The sequence below is a fragment of the Roseobacter sinensis genome, assembly GCF_025755255.1.
Lineage (GTDB): Bacteria > Pseudomonadota > Alphaproteobacteria > Rhodobacterales > Rhodobacteraceae > Roseobacter > Roseobacter sinensis.
Genome location: NZ_JALIEB010000028.1, coordinates 1 through 20,189 on the forward strand (window position 1 = coordinate 1; position 20,189 = coordinate 20,189).

Sequence of the window (20,189 nt, forward strand, 5' to 3'; positions counted from 1 at the left end):
CCGGGTATGGCGCCGCCATACCCGGCCAGCCGCCCCGGCACTCCGAACCGGCCTTCGGTGTATTTGGCGATGTTGTCGGGGCGGGCGAGATAGGTCTTGCCGACGGTCTGAATGCCCGCCACCCAGCGCCAGCCCAGCGTGTTGGAGGCCGGATCGCCGTCAAGAAGGTGCCGCAGGAAAAAATCCGCACCCAACTCCCAGGGCAGCTCCAGCGTGAAGATCCAGATGGAGGCAAACCACATGCGGGCATGGTTGTGCAGATAGCCGGTGTTCACCAGCTCGTCGGCCCAGCCGTCGAAGCACGCAATGCCGGTGTCGCCCGTGCACGCGGCTTCCCAGCGATCCCGCAGCCCCGCTTGCGTCTGCACGTCGTCCCACTGCCGCCGCAGGTCGCGCCGGTACTCGTCCCAGACGCCGGGCCGCAGCTCCAGCCAGCCTTTCCAATATGTGCGCCAGAACACCTCCTGGATGAACTTCTCTGCGGCCTGGGGCGCGTGCCGCGCGAGGACGGCTTGCAAGACCTCCTCTTCGGTGATCAGGCGGCAGCGCAGATAGGGCGAGAGGCCCGAGACGCCGTGATGCCGTCCGGGGCCCAGATCGTAGTTGCGCCGCGCGGCATAGTGGCGGCCCGCGCGCGGAAGAAAGGCGGAGAGCCGTTCGAGGGCCGCGGTCCGGGTCGGAGGAAAGCTGTCGAGCGCCATCATCTCGGCCCACCTAGCGGCCCCGACCAGCAGATCAATCCCACCCGCAGAGATGGAATCCGCCTCTTGCGGCCCTCCGACGCCAATACTAAGATTTGCGTAACGTTTCGTCGGGTATGGTCCCGCGAACACCAACTGACAGGCAATCCCACATGAAAGATCCCTTTGAGACCTATATGAATACGCTTGTGCCCATGGTCGTGGAGCAGACCAGCCGGGGCGAGCGGGCCTATGACATCTTCTCGCGTCTTCTGAAAGAACGGATCGTCTTTCTGTCCGGACCCGTGCATGACGGGATGTCCTCGTTGATCGTCGCACAGCTGCTGCACCTCGAGGCGGATAACCCGTCGAAGGAGATCAGCATGTACATCAATTCGCCCGGTGGCGTGGTGACGAGCGGTCTGTCGATCTATGACACGATGCAATACATCAAGCCTAAGGTTTCCACGCTGGTCATCGGGCAGGCAGCCTCCATGGGATCGCTGCTTTTGACAGCAGGTGAGCCGGGCATGCGGTTTTCACTGCCGAACTCCCGCGTGATGGTGCACCAGCCCTCGGGGGGCTATCAGGGCCAGGCGACGGATATCATGATCCACGCGCAGGAGACCCAGAAACTCAAGACGCGGCTCAATGAGATCTACGTCAAACACACGGGGCAAACCCTTAAAAAGGTTGAAGAAGCGCTGGAGCGCGACAACTTCATGTCGCCGGAGGAGGCGCAGAAATGGGGCCTCATCGACGAGATTGTGGAGAACCGCGCGAAGGGTGACGACGACAGCTAGGCGCGGCGGCAGGACGCACGGTCAGTTTACCAATTAGCGATTGTGGACCTGCCAGCGCTGCCCTAAGCTGTCATGGTGTAACAAGTAAGATGCGGGCGGACGGGCCGTCTGCAACACGACAAGACCTGGAAGGCTCGACATGGCGACGAATACGACCGGCGACAGTAAGAACACCCTCTATTGCAGCTTTTGCGGCAAGAGCCAGCATGAGGTGCGAAAGCTGATCGCGGGCCCGACCGTCTTCATCTGCGATGAATGTGTCGAGCTCTGCATGGATATCATCCGCGAAGAGACGAAGGCCTCCGGGCTCAAGGCGACGGACGGCGTGCCGACGCCCAAAGACATCTGCGAGGTGCTCGACGATTATGTGATCGGGCAGGCAACGGCCAAGCGGGTGCTGTCGGTGGCGGTGCACAATCACTACAAGCGGCTCAACCACGCACAGAAGGGTGGTGACATCGAGCTGGCGAAGTCGAACATCCTGTTGATCGGCCCAACCGGCTGCGGCAAGACGCTGCTGGCTCAGACGCTGGCGCGAATCCTCGATGTGCCCTTCACGATGGCCGATGCAACCACGCTGACCGAAGCCGGTTACGTGGGTGAGGATGTGGAGAATATCATCCTCAAGCTCCTGCAAGCCTCCGAGTACAACGTCGAGCGGGCGCAGCGCGGCATCGTCTATATCGACGAGGTCGACAAGATCACCCGCAAGTCGGAAAACCCCTCGATCACCCGAGACGTCTCGGGCGAGGGCGTGCAACAGGCGCTCCTGAAGCTGATGGAAGGCACCGTGGCCTCGGTGCCGCCGCAGGGCGGGCGCAAGCATCCGCAGCAGGAGTTCCTGCAGGTGGACACGACGAACATCCTCTTCATCTGCGGCGGGGCCTTCGCGGGGCTCGACAAGATCATCGCGGCGCGCGGCAAGGGCTCGGCCATGGGCTTCGGCGCCGATGTGCGTGAAAACGACGAGCGCGGCGTGGGCGAGATCTTCACCGATCTGGAGCCCGAAGACCTCTTGAAATTCGGTCTGATCCCGGAATTCGTCGGTCGCTTGCCGGTGCTGGCGACGCTCGAGGATCTGGACGAGGACGCGCTGGTGACGATCCTGACTCAGCCGAAAAATGCGCTTGTGAAGCAGTATCAGCGGCTTTTCGAGCTGGAGGATACGCAGCTCAGCTTTACCGATGATGCACTCTCCGCAATTGCAAAGCGCGCGATCGAACGCAAGACCGGGGCGCGGGGACTGCGGTCGATCCTGGAAGACATCCTGCTCGACACGATGTTCGATCTGCCAGGGCTCGGCAGCGTCACTGAAGTTGTGGTGAACGAGGAGGCGGTGGTCTCAGATGCCGCACCTCTGATGATCCATGCGGACACCGAGAAGGAACCGGCGAGCGCCAGCTGAGACCGGCCAGCAGGGGCGGCGCAAAAAGGGCGGGCATCGAACCCGCCCTTTTTGCTGGGCGCATAGCCGAGGTGTTTCGATAAACCGCACCGGCAGCTCCGCCTGACCGGTGGGGCCCTGGCAAACACCAGATGAGCAACAGGAGCCTGTCATGACCATGCGACGCATCCCTTCCGGTGGCGCTTACGAAGAGAAGATCGGCTATTGCCGCGCGGTGGTAGCCGGGGGCTGGGTGCATGTGGCCGGCACCGTCGGGCAGGGGGACACGGTGACGGCGCAATGTGCCTCGGCTCTCGGCATCATCGAGGACGCGCTCCGTGCAGCGGGATGCGGGTTTTCCGACGTCGTGCGTGTCACCTACATGCTGCCTGATCGGGCCGAGTTCGAGCCCTGCTGGCCGCTGCTGGCCGAGACGTTTGGCGCCCACCCACCCGCCGCGACGATGATCGAATGCGGGCTGATCGATCCCAAGTATCGTATCGAGATCGAAGTCACTGCCCGGCTGCCCGAATAAGCGGGAAATGCCGCCCATCGAACTGGACGTTTCTCCGACAATCCGCCATATGTGGCATGAAACCCCGACGGGAGACATCTGATGGGATTACTGACACCAATCCTGCGCGCAGTGACCTGGTGGAATGGCCAGACGCTGAACACCCAACTGTGGACCTGGCGCAAGGGCGTGAAGGTCGGCGAAGACAGTCAGGGCAATGTGTTCTACGAGAACAAGGACAAGACGCGACGCTGGGTGATCTACAACGGTGAGGCAGAGGCCAGCCGTGTGGATCCCGAGTGGCACGGCTGGCTGCATCACACCTGGGATGCAGCCCCCACCGAAGCGCCACTGCCCCGCAAGGCGTGGGAGAAGCCGCATCAGGAGAACCTGACCGGCACAGCCCTGGCCTATGCGCCCAAAGGCTCGATCCGCCGCAGCGACCCGGCTCCGCGCAGCGACTACGAAGCCTGGTCGCCGGAGTAACCCATGGCAGAAAACACCACCACCGAAGTGCTTGTCGGGGCCGGGGTGCTGGCGCTTGCGGCCGGCTTTGTCTTCTATGCCGCGCAGGTGACGGAGCTCTCCGCCAATTCGAGCACCTATCCTCTGGAAGCCAGCTTCCGAAGCCTTGAAGGCGTCAGCGTCGGCACCGATGTGCGGCTGGCGGGCGTGCGTGTGGGGTCGGTGGCTGCGGTTGACCTCAACCCCGAGACCTACCGTGCCGATACAGTCGTCGCGGTGCAGCAAGGCATCGAAATCCCCGATGACAGCGCCATCGTGATCTCTTCCGAAGGCCTGCTTGGCGGCAATTTTGTCGAGATCGTACCGGGTGGGTCGCCGTTCTTCTTCGAGCCGGGCGATACGATTACGGACACGCAAGGGGCCGTGAGTCTGGTGTCGCTGCTCCTGAAATTCGTTAGCGGGTCATCGGAATGATCCTCCGGCTGGCACTGTTGCTTGGGCTGGTTGCCGGAGCTGCAGCGGCGCAGCAGGTGAGCGAAGCCGACGGCGTTGTGCTGCGCGGGCTCGATAAGATCAGTGGCCAAGTCTACGACATCGAGATGAGATCGGGGCAGACGGCCGCCTTCGAACAGCTGCGCATCACCCTGAACAGCTGCCGCTTTCCGGTGGGCAACCCCTCGGGTGATGCCTTTGCCGCGCTCGAGGTGGCTGATGCGATTCAGGGCACCACGGTCTTCTCAGGCTGGATGATCGCGTCGGCTCCGGCGCTCTCGGCGATGGATCACGCGCGCTATGACCTTTGGGTCATGCGCTGCACCACCTCCTGAGGGCTGCGCAGGGGCGGGGCCGTGAAGCTCGCCGGCAGATCCTGCGCCACAGCAAGCGCGCGGTGATAGGTTGCGCGCGAGACCTCAAGCCCACCCAGCGAAGCCAGATGCTCGGTCAGGAACTGCGTGTCGAACAGCTTGAAACCGCCTTCACCAAGACGATCGACGAGACAGGCCAGCGCGATCTTCGACGCATTCGTACGGCGCGAGAACATGCTTTCGCCGAAAAACACCGCGCCCAGGACCACCCCGTAGACACCACCGACGAGCGTTTCGCCCTCCCAGACTTCGAGGGAATGCGCCTTGCCGATATGATGTAACTCTATGTAAAGGTTTCGGATTTCCTCGTTGATCCACGTGTCGATCCGATCCGCGCAACCCTCCACAACCCCTTCGAAGTCGCGGTTGATGCTGATCTCGAACGAGGTGTTGCGCATCGCGCGGCGCAGCGACCGCGAGGCGTGGAACCCATCGAGCGGCATGACCCCGCGGCGCTGTGGATCGACCCAGAAGATCTCCGGATCGTCGCGATGTTCGGCCATGGGGAAGATCCCCGTGGCATACCCCTGCATCAGTACATCCGGGGTCAGCCGCATGAGGGTCAGCCGTCGCCGAGATTGGTCTCCAGCCAATGCTCCAGCCAATGGATGTTGTAGCCGCCGGTCAGCACATCCTCTTCCTGCAAGAGCGCATGGAAGAGCGGTACGGTGGTGTCGACCCCATCGACAATCAGCTCACCAAGCGCGCGGTTGAGCCGCGCCAGCGCTTCCGGCCGGTCGCGCCCGTGCACAATCAGCTTGCCGATCAGGCTGTCGTAGTAGGGCGGGATGGAATAGCCGTCATAAAGCGCGGAATCCATGCGCACGCCAAGGCCGCCGGGCGCGTGGTACTGCGTGATCCGGCCGGGGCAGGGTGCGAAGTTCGGCAGCTTCTCGGCATTGATCCGGACCTCGATGGCGTGACCGTTGATCTGCAGATCCTCCTGCTGAAAGGACATCTCCATGCCCGCGGCAACCCGGATCTGTTCCCGCACGAGGTCGACGCCAAAAATGGCTTCGGTCACGGGGTGTTCCACCTGCAGGCGGGTGTTCATCTCGATGAAATAGAATTCGCCGTTCTCATAGAGGAACTCGATGGTGCCTGCGCCGGTGTAGTTGATCCGCGCGACTGCATCCGCACAGGTCTTGCCGATGGCCGCGCGCTCTTCGGGCGAGATCACGGGGCCGGGCGCTTCTTCGAAGACCTTCTGATGGCGCCGCTGCAGCGAACAATCCCGCTCGCCCAGATGCACCGCACGCCCCTTGCCGTCGCCAAAGACCTGAATTTCGATGTGGCGCGGTGTCGTGAGGTACTTCTCGATGTAGACCTCGTCATTGCCGAAATTCGCCTTGCCCTCGGCCCGCGCGGTCAGGAAGGCTTTTTCCATCTCATCCGCGTTCAGCGCCACCTTCATGCCGCGCCCGCCGCCACCCGCGGTGGCCTTGATGATCACCGGATAGCCGATCTCTTCGCCTAGCCGCTTGGCCTCCTCCAGCGAAGCCACACCGCCCTCGGAGCCGGGCACGCAGGGAACCCCCAGCTTCTTCATGGTGTCCTTGGCGGTGATCTTATCGCCCATGATGCGGATGTGTTCGGCTGTGGGGCCTATGAAAGTCAGGTCGTGGTCCTCGACCACCTGAACAAATCCAGCGTTTTCAGACAGAAAGCCATAGCCGGGGTGAATGGCCTCTGCGCCCGTGACCTCGCAGGCGGCGATGATCGCGGGCACCGAGAGATAGCTTTGCGGGCTCGACGGCGGGCCAATGCAGACGCTCTCATCCGCCATGCGCACATGCATCGCGTCGCTGTCGGCGGTGGAATGCACGGCGACGCTGGCAATGCCCATCTCGCGCGCGGCGCGCACCACGCGCAGAGCGATCTCGCCCCGGTTGGCAATCAGGATTTTATTGAACATGAGCGCCCCCTTATTCGAGGATCACAAGCGGCGTGCCGAACTCCACCGCCGCCCCGTCTTCGACGAGGATGCGTTTCACAGTGCCCGCGCGCGGCGCGGGGATGTGGTTCATGGTCTTCATCGCTTCGACGATCAGCAGCGTATCGCCCTCGCTGACGTTGGCACCCACAGAAATGAAGGCTGCAGCCCCCGGTTCGGGCTGCATGTAGACCGTGCCGACCATGGGTGATGTCACCGCACCGGGGTGATTGGCCGGGTCTTCGCTGGTCTCGGTCGGGGCAGGCGCCGATCCGCTGGCGGCGGCGGGGGCTTCCACGGCTGCGGGCGCCGGCGCGGCCGCGACCTGGCTCACCACCTGCTGCTGAAGGTGACGGCTCACCCGCACGTTCAGGCTGTCATCTGCCCCGTAGTCGCGCTTGACCTGCAGCTCCGTCAGATCGTTTTCCCGCAGCAATTCGGCCAGGGCCTGGATGAAGGCCACATCGGCGTCATGGTTCTTTTTTGTCATGTAAGTCCTCGACCGTTCCGGGGGAGCCTTCTTGCCTGCGGCTCTTGTTCCTGCGCATTCGTTATAGGGGAAGGGTCTGGCCATGAAAACCCGCCACTTGCAGCCCCTAGCGGGCGACTTAGAGTGGTCTGAAAGGGGGGATGCAAAGATGAACCTGGCACTCTGGCTCGCACGCACGGCACAGGTGGCGCCCGACCGGCCCGCGCTGTTTTCCGGGCGCACCCTCGTCGCGACATATGGTGCGTTCGATGCACAGGCCCGGTCGGTTGCAGCGGCGCTGACGGCCCGCGGCGTGGCACCGGGAGACCGGGTCGCCCTCTTCATGACCAATTGCCCCGCCTATCTGATTGCCTTCTACGGCATCTGGTGCGCAGGCGCGGTGGTCGTGCCGATCAATGCCAAGCTCCATGGGCGCGAGGCGGTCTACATTCTTGAAAATGCGGGCGCTTCGGTGGTCTTCGCAGGCGCCGATCTGGCCGAGACGCTGGCGGAGGCGGGCGTTACGGCTGAGGTCATCATTGCACCGGGACCTGCGTTCGACACCATGTGCACGGAGGCCCCGGTCACGGCACCCGTCCCGCGCAGCCCGTCCGATATCGCCTGGCTCTTCTACACCTCCGGCACCACGGGCAAACCCAAGGGCGTGATGATGACCTTCCGGATGCTGACGGCGATGAGCCTGTGCTATGCGCAGGATGCGGACGCGGTGCGGCCCGAGGATGCCACGCTTTATGCAGCACCGATGAGCCATGGCGCCGGGATCTATAACATGATGCATGCGCGCGCGGGGGCGCGGCACGTCTGCCCGGTTTCGGGCGGCTTTGATCCGGGTGAAATCTTCGATCTCGCCGCTGCTTTCGACAGTGTACAGATGTTTGCGGCTCCCACTATGGTCAAGCGGCTGACCGAGGCTGGCAAGGCTTCCGGGCGGCGCGGCACGGGGCTGCGCACCATCGTTTACGCAGGCGGGCCGATGTACAATGCCGACATCATCGAGGCGGTGGATCACTTCGGCCCGATCTTTGTGCAGATTTACGGGCAGGGGGAGTGCCCGATGGGGATCACCGCGCTGTCCCGCGCCGACGTGGCGGACCGGACGCATTCCAAATGGCGCGCGCGGCTGCAATCGGTCGGGCGGGCGCAGTCGGCCGTGGAAGTGGCCATCGGCGATGCGGAGGGCCGGCCTTTGCCGGCAGGCGCGCACGGCGAGATCATGGTGCGGGGAGACACGGTGATGCCGGGCTATTGGCAGAACCCGGAGGCCACGGCCAAGGCCTTGGTGCACGGCTGGCTGATGACCGGCGATATGGGCTTCATGGACGCTGATGGCTATGTCACCCTGCAGGACCGGTCCAAGGATATGATCATCAGCGGTGGCTCCAACATCTACCCGCGCGAGGTGGAGGAAGTGCTGTTGATGGACCCGGGGGTGCAGAAGGTCTCGGTTGTCGGGCGTCCGCACCCGGACTGGGGCGAGGAGGTCGTGGCCTTTGTGGTTGGGCAGGCAGATCGCGCGCGGCTTGACCAATTGTGCCTTGACAATATCGCACGATTCAAGCGCCCGAAAGACTATATTCGGCTCGATGCCTTGCCAAAAAACAACTATGGCAAGGTTCTGAAAACTGAATTGCGCGCCTTGCTTGAGCGTGCGCCCGCCGGCTGAGGGCCAAAACTCGCGCCTGCCCCGAAGGTTCCCGTCACCGCACGATTTTGTCTAAATGCGCACAGCGGTGTTATGATCGGTTTGCGCCCCTCTTTCCGCCTGCCCTCTACAGGCGCTGCGGTCTCAGGCACAGCACCGTTCTGCAACGGCTGAGGCGCAGCAGCCGAGCGTCGTGTTGGCCCATATCGCGGCGGGCTTACACTGGGCGGTCTGCTCCGCCAGCGGCAGGATCGCCGCGTCTTCGTCGCTGCGAAGATCGCCTGGTCTGTACCGCCGCAGCCCGCGGTTGCCGGGTGCGCATTCGACATGAAGCGGGCTGTCGCCCAGACCAGGGACGCTTGCAATGCTCTGGCGCAGGATCGCCGCCGCCTTGCCCACCGTCAGCGCATTGCCTCCGTGCCCGTCGAGCAGTTGCAGCGTCGCCTCGTCCCAGCGGCTGAAGCGCGCGCCACAGTCGATGCCCGTCATCTGCGCGTACTTGAGTTCGGTGATGTGATAGCCGGCGCCGATCGGTCCATCGGGTGTCTCGACAATCAGGGTGTGGTCTGCCGGCAGGGCCGTCAACTGCAGCAGCAGCTCGTTCGGTGTCATGGTGCGCCTCTTTCATTTCAATAGATCTTGAAATATCTTACATGAGAATGCAGGCATTTCAAGAGAGTTTGAAATATGAAGGAAAGCGCGGCGTTGGATGCCTTTGCAGCGATGTCCAATGAGACCCGGCTGCGGATTCTGAAACGCCTTGTGGCGGCAGGGCCGACAGGGCTACCGGCCGGTGAGATTGCTGATGCGGTGGGGGCCAGCCCGTCGCGGACTTCTTTCCATCTCTCGACCATGGCAGCCGCAGGCATAATCCGGGCGCAGCGGCAGGCGCGCCAGATCGTCTATGCGGCGGATTTCATGGCTCTCGGCGCGCTGGTGCGCTTTCTCTTGGAAGAGTGCTGCAGCAACGACCCGACGGTGCGCGCCTGCTGCGGGTTGGCGGCGGATCCGGCCTCGGAGACGCAGACACCCGCCCGGAGTGGCGGGTGCGACGATGCGTGAGACAGCCCATGGGTCAGATGGCGAGGTATTCCTCGCGCAGTTCCTTGTTCTCCAGCACCTCCGCGGCTGTGCCGTTGAAGACGATCCCGCCGGTGTCGAGGATCACGGCGCGGTCGGCCAGTTGCAGCGCGCGCACGGCGTTCTGTTCCACAAGGATCGTGGTGATGCCCTGTTCCTTGATCACGCGCAGGGTCTTTTCGATCTCGTCGACGATCACCGGGGCGAGGCCCTCGTAGGGTTCATCCAGCAGCAGCACCTTGATGTCGCGGCAGAGCGCCCGGGCGATGGCGAGCATCTGCTGCTCACCGCCCGAGAGGGTCACGCCTTCCTGGGTGCGGCGCTCGCGCAAGCGTGGGAAGAGATCATAGACCCGCTCGAGCGACCAGCCGATGGGCGGCGCGATCTGCGCCAGCTTGAGGTTTTCCTCCACGGTCAGCCCCGCGATGATCCGGCGATCTTCGGGCACCAGACCGAGGCCGGACTGCGAGGCCTGATAGCTCGACATGCTGTGCAGCGGCTGGTGGTCGAGCCAGATCTCGCCGCGTTTCACCTCCGGATCGCCGAGCCGGGCAATGGCGCGCAAGGTCGAGGTCTTGCCCGCGCCGTTGCGGCCGAGAAGGGCAAGGATCTCGCCTTCGTGCACGTTGAAGCTGATGCCCTGCACAATGTAGCTCTCGCCGTAGTAAGCGTGCATGTCCCAGACCGAGAGAAACGCAGGCGCCGTAGCCGCCTGATTGGCGTGTTTGGAGAAATCTGGCTTTACGTTCATCGTCTGTCTCCGTGTTGTCTCTTCCAAAGCGGTGGCCCGAAGGCCCACCGTACCTGCCTGCGCTGAGCGCGGTGCCGGCAGGTGGGGTGGGCTTTCAGGCCACCCCTGGCTGAGCGGTTATGCCGCGTCCTGCGTCTCGCCCAGGTAGGCTTCGCGTACTTTCGGGTTGCCCTTGATCTTGTCCGGTGTGTCCTCGACCAGCGGCGTGCCCTGGGCCAGCACGGTGATCCGCTCAGCGAGGGAGAACACCACATGCATGTCGTGCTCGATGATCGCGATGGTGATGTCGCGCTCCTCGCTGATCTGTTTCAAGAGGTCGATGGTGTTGTTCGTGTCGGCCCGCGCCATGCCCGCGGTGGGCTCGTCGAGCAGCAAGAGGCGCGGCTCCTGGCTCAGGCACATGCCGATCTCCAGCCGCCGCTTGTCGCCGCGCGAGAGCGAGCCGGCGTGCATCGCGCGTTTGTCGGCCATGTTCATGTCATCCAGCATGTGCTCGGCCCGCTCGATCATGTCCTTCTGCGAGGGGATCGAGGAGATCGCATTGAGCTGGAACGCCCCATCACGCTTGGCAAAGCAGGGGATCATCATGTTTTCCATCACGCTCAAGTCTGCGAAGATCTCGGGCGTCTGGAACACGCGGGAGATGCCCATCTGATTGATCTCGTAAGGTTTGCGGCCCAGCACCGACTGGCCGTCGAACATGACCGAGCCGGTGTCGGGGATCAGCTTGCCGACGAGGCAGTTGAGCAACGTCGATTTGCCCGCGCCATTTGGCCCGATGATCGCATGCACGGTGTTCTCGGCGATGCTCAGGTTCACATCCCCCAGCGCCTGCAAGCCTCCAAAGCGTTTGCCGACGTTCTTGACCTCGAGAATTCCCATGTCTTCTCTCCCTATTCCGCCGGGGTTGTCTTGCCGTCAGGCTTGTCGTCCGCGGGCTTCTTCCGCTTGAAGAGCCGCCCCACGCGCTGGCCCCCTTCGACCAGGCCGCCGGGCAGGAAGATCACCACCAGCATGAAGAGAATGCCCAGCGTCAGGTGCCAGCCTTTGCCGATGAAGGGGTAGACCAGCGTGATCAGCAGATCCTCGATCCCGTCGGGCATGAAGGCGAACCACTGTTCGAGGATCGACTTGTTGATCTTGGAGACGATGTTTTCCATGTATTTGATGAAGCCAGCGCCCAGAACCGGGCCGATCAGCGTGCCCGCACCGCCGAGGATGGTCATCAGCACGACTTCCCCGGAGGCGGTCCAGAACATCCGCTCCGCGCCCACCTGCGTGTCCATCGCCACCAGCAGACCGCCCGCGAGCCCCGCGTACATGCCGGAGATCACAAAAGCCGCGAGCGTGTAGGGTTTGGAGTTCAGCCCGGTGTAGTTCAGGCGCTGCTGGTTCGATTTCACTGCGCGCAGCATCATGCCGAAGGGGGAGCGGAAGATGCGGATGGAGATGTAGAAGGCCACCAGCATGACGATGGCCGCGAGGTAGTAGCCGGCGTTGAACGTGAAGGCCCAGTCTCCCAGCCGAACGACGTGACTGGTGTTCATGTCGAGGCCAAAGAGGTTGGCACGCTGGCTTGTGCTGATCTCCAGCACCCGGTCGAGGATGCGCGGATCGTCCACCTTGGGCTGCAACCCGGTCTCACCGCCGGTGATGGGCGTCAGAACGGAATAGGCCAGCGAATAGGACATCTGGGCAAAAGCCAGCGTCAGGATCGAGAAGTAGATCCCCGAGCGCCGCAGCGAAATCCAGCCCACCAGGAGGGAAAACACACCGGCCACAAGCACGGAGACCACGATCGCGGGGATCACGTTCATGGTCAGCAGCTTCATCATCCAGATCGCGGCATAGGAGCCCACGCCGAGAAAGGCCGCGTGGCCGAAGCTGAGGTACCCGGTGAGACCGAAGAGAATGTTGAAGCCGATCGCGAAGATGCCGAAGATCACCAGCCGCTGCATCAGGTCCGGGTAGCCCGCGTTGAACTGCGCCAGGGCCGAGCCTTCGGGGAAGGGGTTCAGGATGAAGGGCGCAAAGAGGCAGAGGATCGCAACGATCAGAAGGAGGGTGAAGTCTTTTTTGTTCAGGCCCATGGCTTATTCCTCCATCACGCCCTTGCGGCCCATCAGGCCCCTGGGACGTGTCAGCAAGATGATGATGGCGACCAGATAGATGATGATCTGGTTGATGCCCGGCAGGGTTTCCAGCACGATGGCCATGGAGGCGAAGCTCTCAAGGATGCCCAAGAGGAAGCCCGCGAGCACCGCGCCCGAGAGCGAGCCCATGCCGCCCACAACGACCACCACGAAGCTGAGGACGAGGAAGTCCATGCCCATGTGATAGTTGGGCGAGTTGATCGGCGTGTACATCACCCCCGCAAGCCCCGCGACCGCCGCGGCGATGCCGAACATGATGGTGAAGCGCTTGTCGATGTTGATGCCCAGCAGGCCCACGGTCTCGCGGTCGGCCATGCCGGCGCGCACCACCATGCCGAAGGTGGTGAACTGCAGGAACGCGAAGACCGCACCGATGATCACGGCGGCGAAGGCGAAGTAGACAAGCCGCCAGTAGGGGTAGATGATCGTGTTCGGATCGAAGCCCAGCATCGCCCCGAAATCGAAGGAGCCACGGAAGGCATCGGGTGCCGGGGTGGGGATGGGGTTGGCGCCGTAGAAATACTTGATGATCTCCTGCAACACGATAGCAAGGCCGAAGGTCACGAGGATCTGGTCCGCGTGCGGGCGCTTGTAGAAATGCTTGATTAGGCCGCGCTCCATCGCAAAGCCGATGCCGACCATCACGGGGATGGCAAACAGGATCGAAATGGGCACGGCCCAGTCGATGATCACATCCCCCGTGGCCTGCCCGAAGATGTCGTAGATGTAAGGGACGTCCACTTTCAGCGGGTTGCCAAGGAAATCCGTCTTGGTCTCATCGATCACCTCATGGCTGAGCGTGAGGATTCGGCTGAGCGTGACAGCGCAGAAGGCTCCGATCATGAAAAGCGCCCCATGGGCGAAGTTCACCACACCGAGCGTGCCGAAGATCAGGGTCAGACCCAGCGCGATCAACGCATAGGCAGAGCCTTTGTCGAGCCCGTTGAGAATTTGCAGGATGATTGCGTCCATGGTCCCACCCTCGTGAAGCGCGTGGTTGTCCCGAGCGGGCTCGGGGAAAGGCGAGGGCGGAGCACGTGCTCCGCCCTGCGATCAGCTTAGGCGCCCGGGTTGCAGGTGCCCAGGGAGCCGCCCGCGAACTGCGGGTGATCCGGCGCGTAGGTCACTTGCTCGACCGGTGTCACTTCGACGATTTCGAGAAGGTCGAATTCGGAGGTCGGCTCCTCCTTCCCCTTCACGACCAGCACGTCCTTGAAGCACTGGTGATCCTCGGCGCGGTAAAGTGTCGGGCCGTTGCCCATACCGTCGAACTCGAAGCCTTCCAGCGCCTCGACAACACCACAGGGGTTGAAGGTGCCCGCACGCTCGACCGCATCCGCATAGAGCAGCGCCTGCACATAGCAGGTGTGCGCGGCCTGGCTCGGCGGGAAGCCGTATTTGGTGCCGAAGGACTTCACGAAGGCCTTGGAGCCTTCGTCCTGCAGCGACCAGTGCCAGTTGGTGGAGCCGAAGATCCCCTTCACGTTGGCGCCCGCACCCTTCGCCATGAGGCGCGAGTAGAGCGGCACGACGATCTCGAAGTTCTTGCCGTTGACCTGCTTGTCGCGCAGGCCGAACTGGACCGCGTTGGTCAGCGAGTTGACCATGTTGCCGCCATAGTGGTTCAGCACCAGCACGTCGGCACCCGACTGGAGCACCGGCGCGATGTAGGACGAGAAGTCGGTCTGCGTCAGCGGTGTCAGCACCGTGTTGACCGTTTCCCAGCCCATCGCCTCGGTCGAGGTCCGGACCGCTTCCTCGGTCGTGTAGCCCCAGTTGTAGTCAGCGGTCAGGTGATAAGCCTTGCGGTCGCTGCCGTAGGCGGCCTGCAACACGGGTGCGAGCGCGGCACCGGACATGTAGGAGTTGAAGAAGTGACGGAAGCCGTTGGCCCGCTTGTCCTTGCCGGTGGTGTCGTTGGAGTGCGTGAGGCCCGCCATGAAGATGACACCCGCCTCTTGGCAGAGCGCCTGCACCGCCACGGCCACACCGGAGGACGAGCCGCCGGTGATCATGATCGCGCCGTCCTTCTCGATCATCGACTTGGCCGAGGCGCGTGCCGCGTCCGATTTGGTCTGCGTGTCGCCCGTGACGTATTCGACTTTCTTGCCGAGGATGCCGTTGCCCTGCAAGGCCTTGGACGTGAATGTGTTCATCATGCCGCCGTCGCCTTCACCGTTCAGGTGTTCGACAGCCAGCTCATAGGCGCGCAGCTCGTCCGCGCCTTCGTCCGCATAAGGACCGGACTGCGGGACGTTGAAGCCCAGCGTGACGGTGCTGCCTTGCGGCGCATTCAGAAAGCCCGCATGCCCGTCGGCACGCAGATACGTCGGCAACGCCAGACCGGTCGCTCCGGCCACGGCGCCTGTCTTGATCAGACCGCGACGCGTCAGTTTCATATTGGACATGAAGATCCTCCCATATGGTAAAACCGGATGCCTGACACAGTCCTCTCCCGACAGGCCTCCAGCGCACAAAGGTGCAAATCATTTATCGCGCAGCTTCAGAAAACTGCGCAACAAGTGCCTTGAAATGCTGATTTATTTTGTAAATAAATCGACAAAAGGGCTAAGGTCACTGTAAATTAAGTGATATTGCGGCGCAGAAACCCGTTGAAAAATCATGATAATGCGGGAGGGGTCAACATGGCACGCGAAGGATTGACCGGCAGCCGGATCCGGGAGCGGCGCTCGGTAGCGGGCCTGCGTCAGGCCGATCTTGCCCGAAGTTTAGGCATCTCGGCCTCCTATCTCAATCTGATCGAGCACAATCGGCGCAGAATCGGCGGCAAGCTGCTGCTCGACATTGCGCGCGTGCTCGGCGTCGAGCCCTCGATGCTGACGGAAGGCGCGGAAGCGGCGCTGATTGCAACGCTTCGGGAGGCGGCGACGCAGGCCAATCTGCCCCAGGCCGAGGCCGAGCGTGCCGACGAGTTGGCGGGTCGGTTCCCCGGCTGGGCCGAGGTGCTGGCGGCGGGGCACCGGCGCATCGCCAGCCTTGAGCGCACCGTCGAGACCCTCTCGGACCGGTTGACCCATGACCCGCATCTCGCGACCTCGGTGCATGAGCTGCTCACCACCGCGGCTGCCATCCGCTCGACCGCGGCGATCCTCGCCGAAGACCCCGACCTGACACCCGAGTGGCGCGACCGCTTTCACACCAACATCGATCAGGACAGCCGCCGCCTGGCGGACAGCTCCAAGGCGCTGGTCGAATACCTCGATACGGGGCAGGGCGTGGAGGATGCCGGCGCCAGCCCGCAGGACGAGCTGGAGGCCTTCCTCTCCGAGCATGATTTCTGCTTCGAGGCGGTGGAGAGCGGTGTCAGCACGCCCGAGGCCCTGGTGGCCGATGCTCCGGCTCTGCGGTCGAATGCGGCGCGCCACATGGCACGGGGCATCCTGCAACGGGTGGCGGACGATGCCGCGCAGGCGCCACGTGCCGCGGTCCGGCGCGCCGTGAAGGAGCTTGGCATCGATCCCGTTGCACTGGCGCGACAGCTGGCGATACCGGTACCCATGGTGCTGCGCCGGCTTGCCGGGCTGCCGGAGCTCGATGTGGGGCTGGTGGTCTGCGACCGCGCCGGCAGCTTGCTCTTCCGCAAACCCGCCGCCGGCTTTGTGATCCCGCGGTTCGGGTCGGCCTGCGCGCTCTGGCCGCTCTTTGCGGCCCTGTCCCAGCCCGGTCAGGTGATGCGTGCGCCCATTGTGCAATTGGGGCGCGGCCGCGCTGCGTTCGATTGTATCGCGGTGGCTGAGGCTGTGGGCCGCCCCGGCTACAACACCGCGCCTCTGGTTCAGGCCAGCATGCTGGTGCTGCCCGATGCGGCGGCGGACAGGGCGAACGTGCTGGAAGTCGGGGCCTCCTGTGCGGTTTGCCCGCGCGAACCCTGTCCGGGACGGCGCGAGCCGTCGATCCTGACCGGCGGCCTCTAGACGGGCTGCGGGGCCGTCAAAGCTTTGACAGAACCCCGAAAAGAGCCGATAGTTCAAGTTCCGCCCCGGGGAAGACAGGCCGCGTGCCTGGCGGGGTGTGCGCCTTTTGGGAGGAGGCCGCGATGGGAAAACATGTGCTCTTGGTGGAAGACGAGATGAACATCGTCGAAGCCATACGGTTTTTGCTGAGCCGCGAGGGCTGGCAGGTGGACACGCATTCGGATGGAACAAGCGCCTTGGATGTCATTCGCGCCCGCAAGCCGGATCTGGTGGTGCTCGACGTCATGCTGCCGGGCAAAAGCGGCTTCGATATCCTCGAAGAACTGCGCGGCAGCGACGAGACCGCGGATCTGCCGGTGTTGATGCTGACCGCCCGCGGCCAGAGCCGCGACCGCGAAATGGCCGAGAAAGCCGGCGTCAGCCGTTTCATGACCAAGCCGTTTTCCAATACCGAAGTGCTCACGGCGGTGCGCGATCTGCTTTACGTACACGGTCAGCGGACCTGACCCATGGCCGAGCCCCGCTCACCGCTCTTTCTGGAACGGGGCAGCTATCGCCAGCGTCGGCTCATGGATGCGATCCGGTTGCTGGTGATCCTCGGTGCGGTGCTCTGGATGATCCCGTTGCTCTGGCCTTCGGGGGCCGGGCCGCAGGAGGGGCACGAGGGTATCCCGATGTCGCGCGCCCTGCTTTACATCTTCGGGGTCTGGGTCGTGTTGATCGCCGCGTGTTATGGCCTGGCGCGCGGCGTGCAGAAACTGCCAGACAGCACTGATGACACCGGAGAGGTGTGATGGCCTCGCTCAACGTTCTCGTCGCGGTCTCGCTGGCCTATGTCGCTCTGCTCTTCGGCGTCGCTTTCCTGGCAGAACGGGCCGGGATGCGGGGCCGGGCGGGCTGGCTGTTGCGCTCGCCGCTGGTTTATACGCTCTCGTTGTCGATTTACTGCACCGCCTGGACCTTCTACGGCGCCGTCGGATACGCGGCGCGCTCGGGGCTGGAGTATGTGACGATCTATCTTGGCCCCAGCCTCGTGATGGTGGGCTGGTGGTGGGTTCTGCGCCGTCTTGTGCGGATCGGGCGCAGCCACAAGGTGACCTCCATCGCCGATCTGATCTCGTCACGCTATGGCAAGTCGAACGGGCTGGCGATCGTGGTGACGCTGATGGCCGTGATCGGCGTCACCCCCTACATCGCGCTGCAACTCCAATCGGTCACAGCGTCGCTCTCCATCTTCGCGGCAGGCGGGCTTGCCGGGTCCTCCGACGACGGTGCGGCACAGGCCGCGGGCTTCTGGATCGCGGTGGGGCTCGCGCTTTTCACCGTGCTCTTCGGCACCCGCAACCTCAATGTGAACGAACGCCAGCACGGGGTGGTGATCGCCGTGGCGGTCGAGGCCGTGGTCAAGCTGATCGCGCTTCTCGCAGTGGGCGCCTTCGTGGTCTGGGGCATCGCCGGCGGCGTGGCCGAGACGCTTGCGCGCATCGATGCTTCGGACCTGGGCATATGGGAGATGGACGGCAGCCGCTGGGCGGGGCTCACCTTCGTCTCGGCGGCGGCCTTTCTCTGCCTGCCGCGCATGTTCCAGGTCATGGTGGTGGAGAACGACGATGAGCGGCACCTCCAGATCGCAAGCTGGGCGTTCCCGCTCTACCTGATGCTGATGAGCCTTTTTGTGGTGCCGATTGCGGTGATCGGCCTCGATCTGCTGCCCGCGGGCTCCAACCCCGATTTCTTCGTGCTCAGCCTGCCGCTCAGCCAGGGGCAGGACGGTCTTGCGATGCTCAGTTTCCTCGGTGGCTTTTCCTCGGCCACCTCCATGGTGATCGTGGCGACGCTCGCCTTGTCCACGATGGTGTCGAACCATGTGGTGATGCCCGTGTTCCTGCATTTGCAGCAGGGCGGGGCGACGCAATCGGGCGACGTCCGCCACGTGGTGATCATGGCACGGCGCCTGTCGATCCTCACGATCATCGCGCTCGGTTACATCTATTATCAGATCTCCGGAGGCTCCAGTGCCTTGGCCGCCATCGGGCTGATCTCCTTTGCCGGAGTGGCGCAGTTTCTGCCCGCGATGCTGGGCGGCATCTTCTGGCGTGGGGCAACCGGCGTTGGCGCGCTGGTCGGTCTCGGGATCGGGTTTGCGGTCTGGGTCTTCACCATGCTGCTGCCGAGCTTCGGGCCGGGTGCTGCGTTGAGCGTGTCGACCTTCGAGACGGGCCTCTGGGGCATCGGCTGGCTGCGTCCTCAGGCGCTCTTCGGGATCGAAGGGCTCGATCCGACGGTGCATGCGGTGTTCTGGAGCCTGCTTCTCAACGCTGCCGGCTTCGTGCTGGTCTCGCTCGTCACCTTTCCCCAGCCTCTGGAGCGCCTTCAGGGCGCGCAGTTCGTCAATGTGTTCGAGCATTCCGGCCAGACACGGGGCTGGCAGGCCTCCGTCGCCGAGAGCGAGGATCTGATGATCATGACCCAGCGGATCCTCGGTGCGCGTGAGGCCCAGCGGCTCTTTCAGATGGCGGCCGAGGCGCAAGGGCGCGCGGGCTACCTGCCCGAACCCACCGCTGTCTTCCTGCAGCAACTGGAGCGCGAACTCGCCGGGTCGGTCGGCGGAGCCACGGCGCATGCGATGATCAGCCAGATCGTCGGTGGTGCAGCCGTGTCGGTGCAGGACCTGCTGGCGGTGGCCGACGAATCCGCGCAGATGCTGGAGTATTCCAACCAGCTGGAGGCAAAATCCCGCGAATTGAGCCGAACTGCGGCGCAGCTGCGCGAGGCCAACAACAAGCTGATGATGCTCAGCGATCAGAAAGACGCCTTCCTCAGCCAGATCAGTCACGAGCTGCGCACGCCGATGACCTCGATCCGCGCGTTTTCGGAGATCTTGCGCGACACCGATGGGCTGGGCCCGATGGAGAAGTCGAAATACGCCAATATCATCCACGTGGAGGCGATCCGGCTGACGCGGTTGCTGGACGACCTGCTCGATCTGAGTGTGCTGGAAAACGGGCAGGTGACGCTGAACCAGCAGACGGGCCGGTTGGTTGATCTGCTGGATCATGCGGTTGCAACCGCCGAGGTGAGCGAGGCGCGTCCGATCACCTTCCGCCGCCGGCGTCTTGAAGAGACCGTGATGCTGCATACCGACCTCGATCGGCTGAGCCAGGTGTTCATCAACCTGATCACGAACGCCCAGAAATACTGCGGCTCGGACGCCCCTGAGCTGCGGATCGAGGTCAGTCGGCCGGAGGGCGCCGTGCTGGTCGATTTCATCGACAATGGCAGCGGCATCCCGCCCGAATCCCGCGATGTGATGTTCGAAAAGTTCAACCGCATCGGCGCCGAGGACGGATCCGGTGCCGGGCTGGGGCTGGCCATCTGCCGAGAGATCATGGCGCGGCTGGGCGGGGATGTGCGCTATCTGGAGGGGACGGGCGGCACGGCCTTCCGGGTCACCCTCCCACAGTCGCAGGCCGTGGCAGCGCAGTAGAGTTCT

At 63.6% G+C, this 20,189-nt stretch carries 22 protein-coding genes; 12 read left to right on the plus strand and 10 right to left on the minus strand.

Annotated features, from left to right (window positions below):
* The coding region (locus tag MUB52_RS21970) for an FAD-binding domain-containing protein (protein WP_404818261.1) at window positions 1–704 on the minus strand (704 nt) is incomplete at its 3' end.
* A gap of 149 nt (window positions 705–853) precedes the next feature.
* Between MUB52_RS21970 and MUB52_RS21975 the strand changes: the two genes are divergently transcribed.
* The 6 genes from MUB52_RS21975 to MUB52_RS22000 all read left to right on the plus strand — a co-directional run bounded on the left by MUB52_RS21975 (window position 854) and on the right by MUB52_RS22000 (window position 4,673).
* A complete protein-coding gene (locus MUB52_RS21975; protein WP_263846302.1) occupies window positions 854–1,483 on the plus strand; it encodes an ATP-dependent Clp protease proteolytic subunit in 630 nt (209 codons plus the stop codon).
* A 139-nt stretch (window positions 1,484–1,622) separates the two neighbouring features.
* Window positions 1,623–2,888, plus strand: a complete 1,266-nt coding sequence (gene clpX / locus MUB52_RS21980) for an ATP-dependent Clp protease ATP-binding subunit ClpX (RefSeq protein WP_263846303.1) — start codon at window positions 1,623–1,625, stop codon at window positions 2,886–2,888.
* 151 nt (window positions 2,889–3,039) lie between these two features.
* A complete protein-coding gene (locus MUB52_RS21985) occupies window positions 3,040–3,402 on the plus strand; it encodes a RidA family protein (RefSeq protein WP_263846304.1) in 363 nt (120 codons plus the stop codon).
* 81 nt (window positions 3,403–3,483) lie between these two features.
* A complete protein-coding gene (locus MUB52_RS21990; protein ID WP_263846305.1) occupies window positions 3,484–3,867 on the plus strand; it encodes an NADH:ubiquinone oxidoreductase subunit NDUFA12 in 384 nt (127 codons plus the stop codon).
* 3 nt (window positions 3,868–3,870) lie between these two features.
* Window positions 3,871–4,320, plus strand: coding sequence for an outer membrane lipid asymmetry maintenance protein MlaD (gene mlaD, locus MUB52_RS21995; RefSeq protein ID WP_263846306.1), 450 nt, complete (start codon window positions 3,871–3,873; stop codon window positions 4,318–4,320).
* Complete coding sequence (locus MUB52_RS22000) at window positions 4,317–4,673, plus strand: DUF2155 domain-containing protein (RefSeq protein WP_263846307.1); 357 nt, start codon at window positions 4,317–4,319, stop codon at window positions 4,671–4,673. The genes mlaD and MUB52_RS22000 overlap by 4 nt, the downstream gene beginning before the upstream one ends.
* Here the strand turns inward: MUB52_RS22000 and aat are convergent.
* The 3 genes from aat to accB are packed head-to-tail and all read right to left on the minus strand — an operon-like array spanning window position 4,637 to window position 7,135.
* Window positions 4,637–5,269 carry a leucyl/phenylalanyl-tRNA--protein transferase gene (gene aat / locus MUB52_RS22005; RefSeq protein ID WP_263846308.1) on the minus strand — a complete coding sequence of 211 codons (633 nt, stop codon included), beginning with the start codon at window positions 5,267–5,269 and terminating at the stop codon, window positions 4,637–4,639. The two genes, MUB52_RS22000 and aat, sit on opposite strands and share 37 nt — an antisense overlap.
* 5 nt (window positions 5,270–5,274) lie before the next feature.
* Window positions 5,275–6,627: an acetyl-CoA carboxylase biotin carboxylase subunit gene (gene accC / locus MUB52_RS22010; protein WP_263846309.1), complete on the minus strand. Its 1,353-nt coding sequence runs from the start codon at window positions 6,625–6,627 to the stop codon at window positions 5,275–5,277.
* Window positions 6,628–6,637: 10 nt separating this feature from the next.
* Complete coding sequence (gene accB, locus MUB52_RS22015; protein WP_263846310.1) at window positions 6,638–7,135, minus strand: acetyl-CoA carboxylase biotin carboxyl carrier protein; 498 nt, start codon at window positions 7,133–7,135, stop codon at window positions 6,638–6,640.
* Window positions 7,136–7,283: 148 nt separating this feature from the next.
* On the opposite strand from accB, the gene MUB52_RS22020 reads away from it, so the two are divergent.
* Complete coding sequence (locus tag MUB52_RS22020; RefSeq protein ID WP_263846311.1) at window positions 7,284–8,798, plus strand: class I adenylate-forming enzyme family protein; 1,515 nt, start codon at window positions 7,284–7,286, stop codon at window positions 8,796–8,798.
* Window positions 8,799–8,921: 123 nt separating this feature from the next.
* Here MUB52_RS22020 and MUB52_RS22025 read toward each other — a convergent pair whose 3' ends face one another.
* On the minus strand, window positions 8,922–9,389 hold the full coding sequence (locus MUB52_RS22025; protein ID WP_263846312.1) for a DUF6428 family protein: 468 nt from the start codon (window positions 9,387–9,389) through the stop codon (window positions 8,922–8,924).
* 75 nt (window positions 9,390–9,464) lie between these two features.
* Between MUB52_RS22025 and MUB52_RS22030 the strand changes: the two genes are divergently transcribed.
* On the plus strand, window positions 9,465–9,839 hold the full coding sequence (locus MUB52_RS22030) for an ArsR/SmtB family transcription factor (RefSeq protein WP_263846313.1): 375 nt from the start codon (window positions 9,465–9,467) through the stop codon (window positions 9,837–9,839).
* 13 nt (window positions 9,840–9,852) lie between these two features.
* Here MUB52_RS22030 and MUB52_RS22035 read toward each other — a convergent pair whose 3' ends face one another.
* The 5 genes from MUB52_RS22035 to MUB52_RS22055 all read right to left on the minus strand — a co-directional run bounded on the left by MUB52_RS22035 (window position 9,853) and on the right by MUB52_RS22055 (window position 15,169).
* Window positions 9,853–10,608, minus strand: a complete 756-nt coding sequence (locus MUB52_RS22035) for an ABC transporter ATP-binding protein (RefSeq protein ID WP_263846314.1) — start codon at window positions 10,606–10,608, stop codon at window positions 9,853–9,855.
* A gap of 117 nt (window positions 10,609–10,725) precedes the next feature.
* Window positions 10,726–11,490: an ABC transporter ATP-binding protein gene (locus MUB52_RS22040; protein WP_263846315.1), complete on the minus strand. Its 765-nt coding sequence runs from the start codon at window positions 11,488–11,490 to the stop codon at window positions 10,726–10,728.
* Between the two features lie 11 nt (window positions 11,491–11,501).
* Window positions 11,502–12,698 carry a branched-chain amino acid ABC transporter permease gene (locus MUB52_RS22045; RefSeq protein WP_263846316.1) on the minus strand — a complete coding sequence of 399 codons (1,197 nt, stop codon included), beginning with the start codon at window positions 12,696–12,698 and terminating at the stop codon, window positions 11,502–11,504.
* 3 nt (window positions 12,699–12,701) lie between these two features.
* Entirely contained in the window at window positions 12,702–13,733 is a 1,032-nt protein-coding gene (locus MUB52_RS22050) for a branched-chain amino acid ABC transporter permease (protein ID WP_263846317.1), read from the minus strand.
* Window positions 13,734–13,819: 86 nt separating this feature from the next.
* Window positions 13,820–15,169 (minus strand): substrate-binding protein, encoded by a 1,350-nt coding sequence (locus tag MUB52_RS22055; protein ID WP_263846318.1) that lies wholly within the window; start codon window positions 15,167–15,169, stop codon window positions 13,820–13,822.
* 237 nt (window positions 15,170–15,406) lie between these two features.
* On the opposite strand from MUB52_RS22055, the gene MUB52_RS22060 reads away from it, so the two are divergent.
* The 4 genes from MUB52_RS22060 (at window position 15,407) to MUB52_RS22075 (ending at window position 20,183) form a co-directional block, all read left to right on the plus strand.
* A complete protein-coding gene (locus MUB52_RS22060) occupies window positions 15,407–16,696 on the plus strand; it encodes a short-chain fatty acyl-CoA regulator family protein (RefSeq protein ID WP_263846319.1) in 1,290 nt (429 codons plus the stop codon).
* A 122-nt stretch (window positions 16,697–16,818) separates the two neighbouring features.
* Window positions 16,819–17,202 (plus strand): response regulator transcription factor, encoded by a 384-nt coding sequence (locus MUB52_RS22065; protein ID WP_263846320.1) that lies wholly within the window; start codon window positions 16,819–16,821, stop codon window positions 17,200–17,202.
* Window positions 17,203–17,205: 3 nt separating this feature from the next.
* Window positions 17,206–17,490: a hypothetical protein gene (locus MUB52_RS22070; RefSeq protein ID WP_263846321.1), complete on the plus strand. Its 285-nt coding sequence runs from the start codon at window positions 17,206–17,208 to the stop codon at window positions 17,488–17,490.
* The gene (locus tag MUB52_RS22075) at window positions 17,490–20,183 is read left to right on the plus strand and encodes an ATP-binding protein (RefSeq protein WP_263846322.1); all 2,694 of its coding nucleotides are present in this window, start codon (window positions 17,490–17,492) and stop codon (window positions 20,181–20,183) included. Before MUB52_RS22070 ends, MUB52_RS22075 begins: the two co-directional genes overlap by 1 nt.
* The last annotated feature ends 6 nt before the right edge of the window (window positions 20,184–20,189 follow it).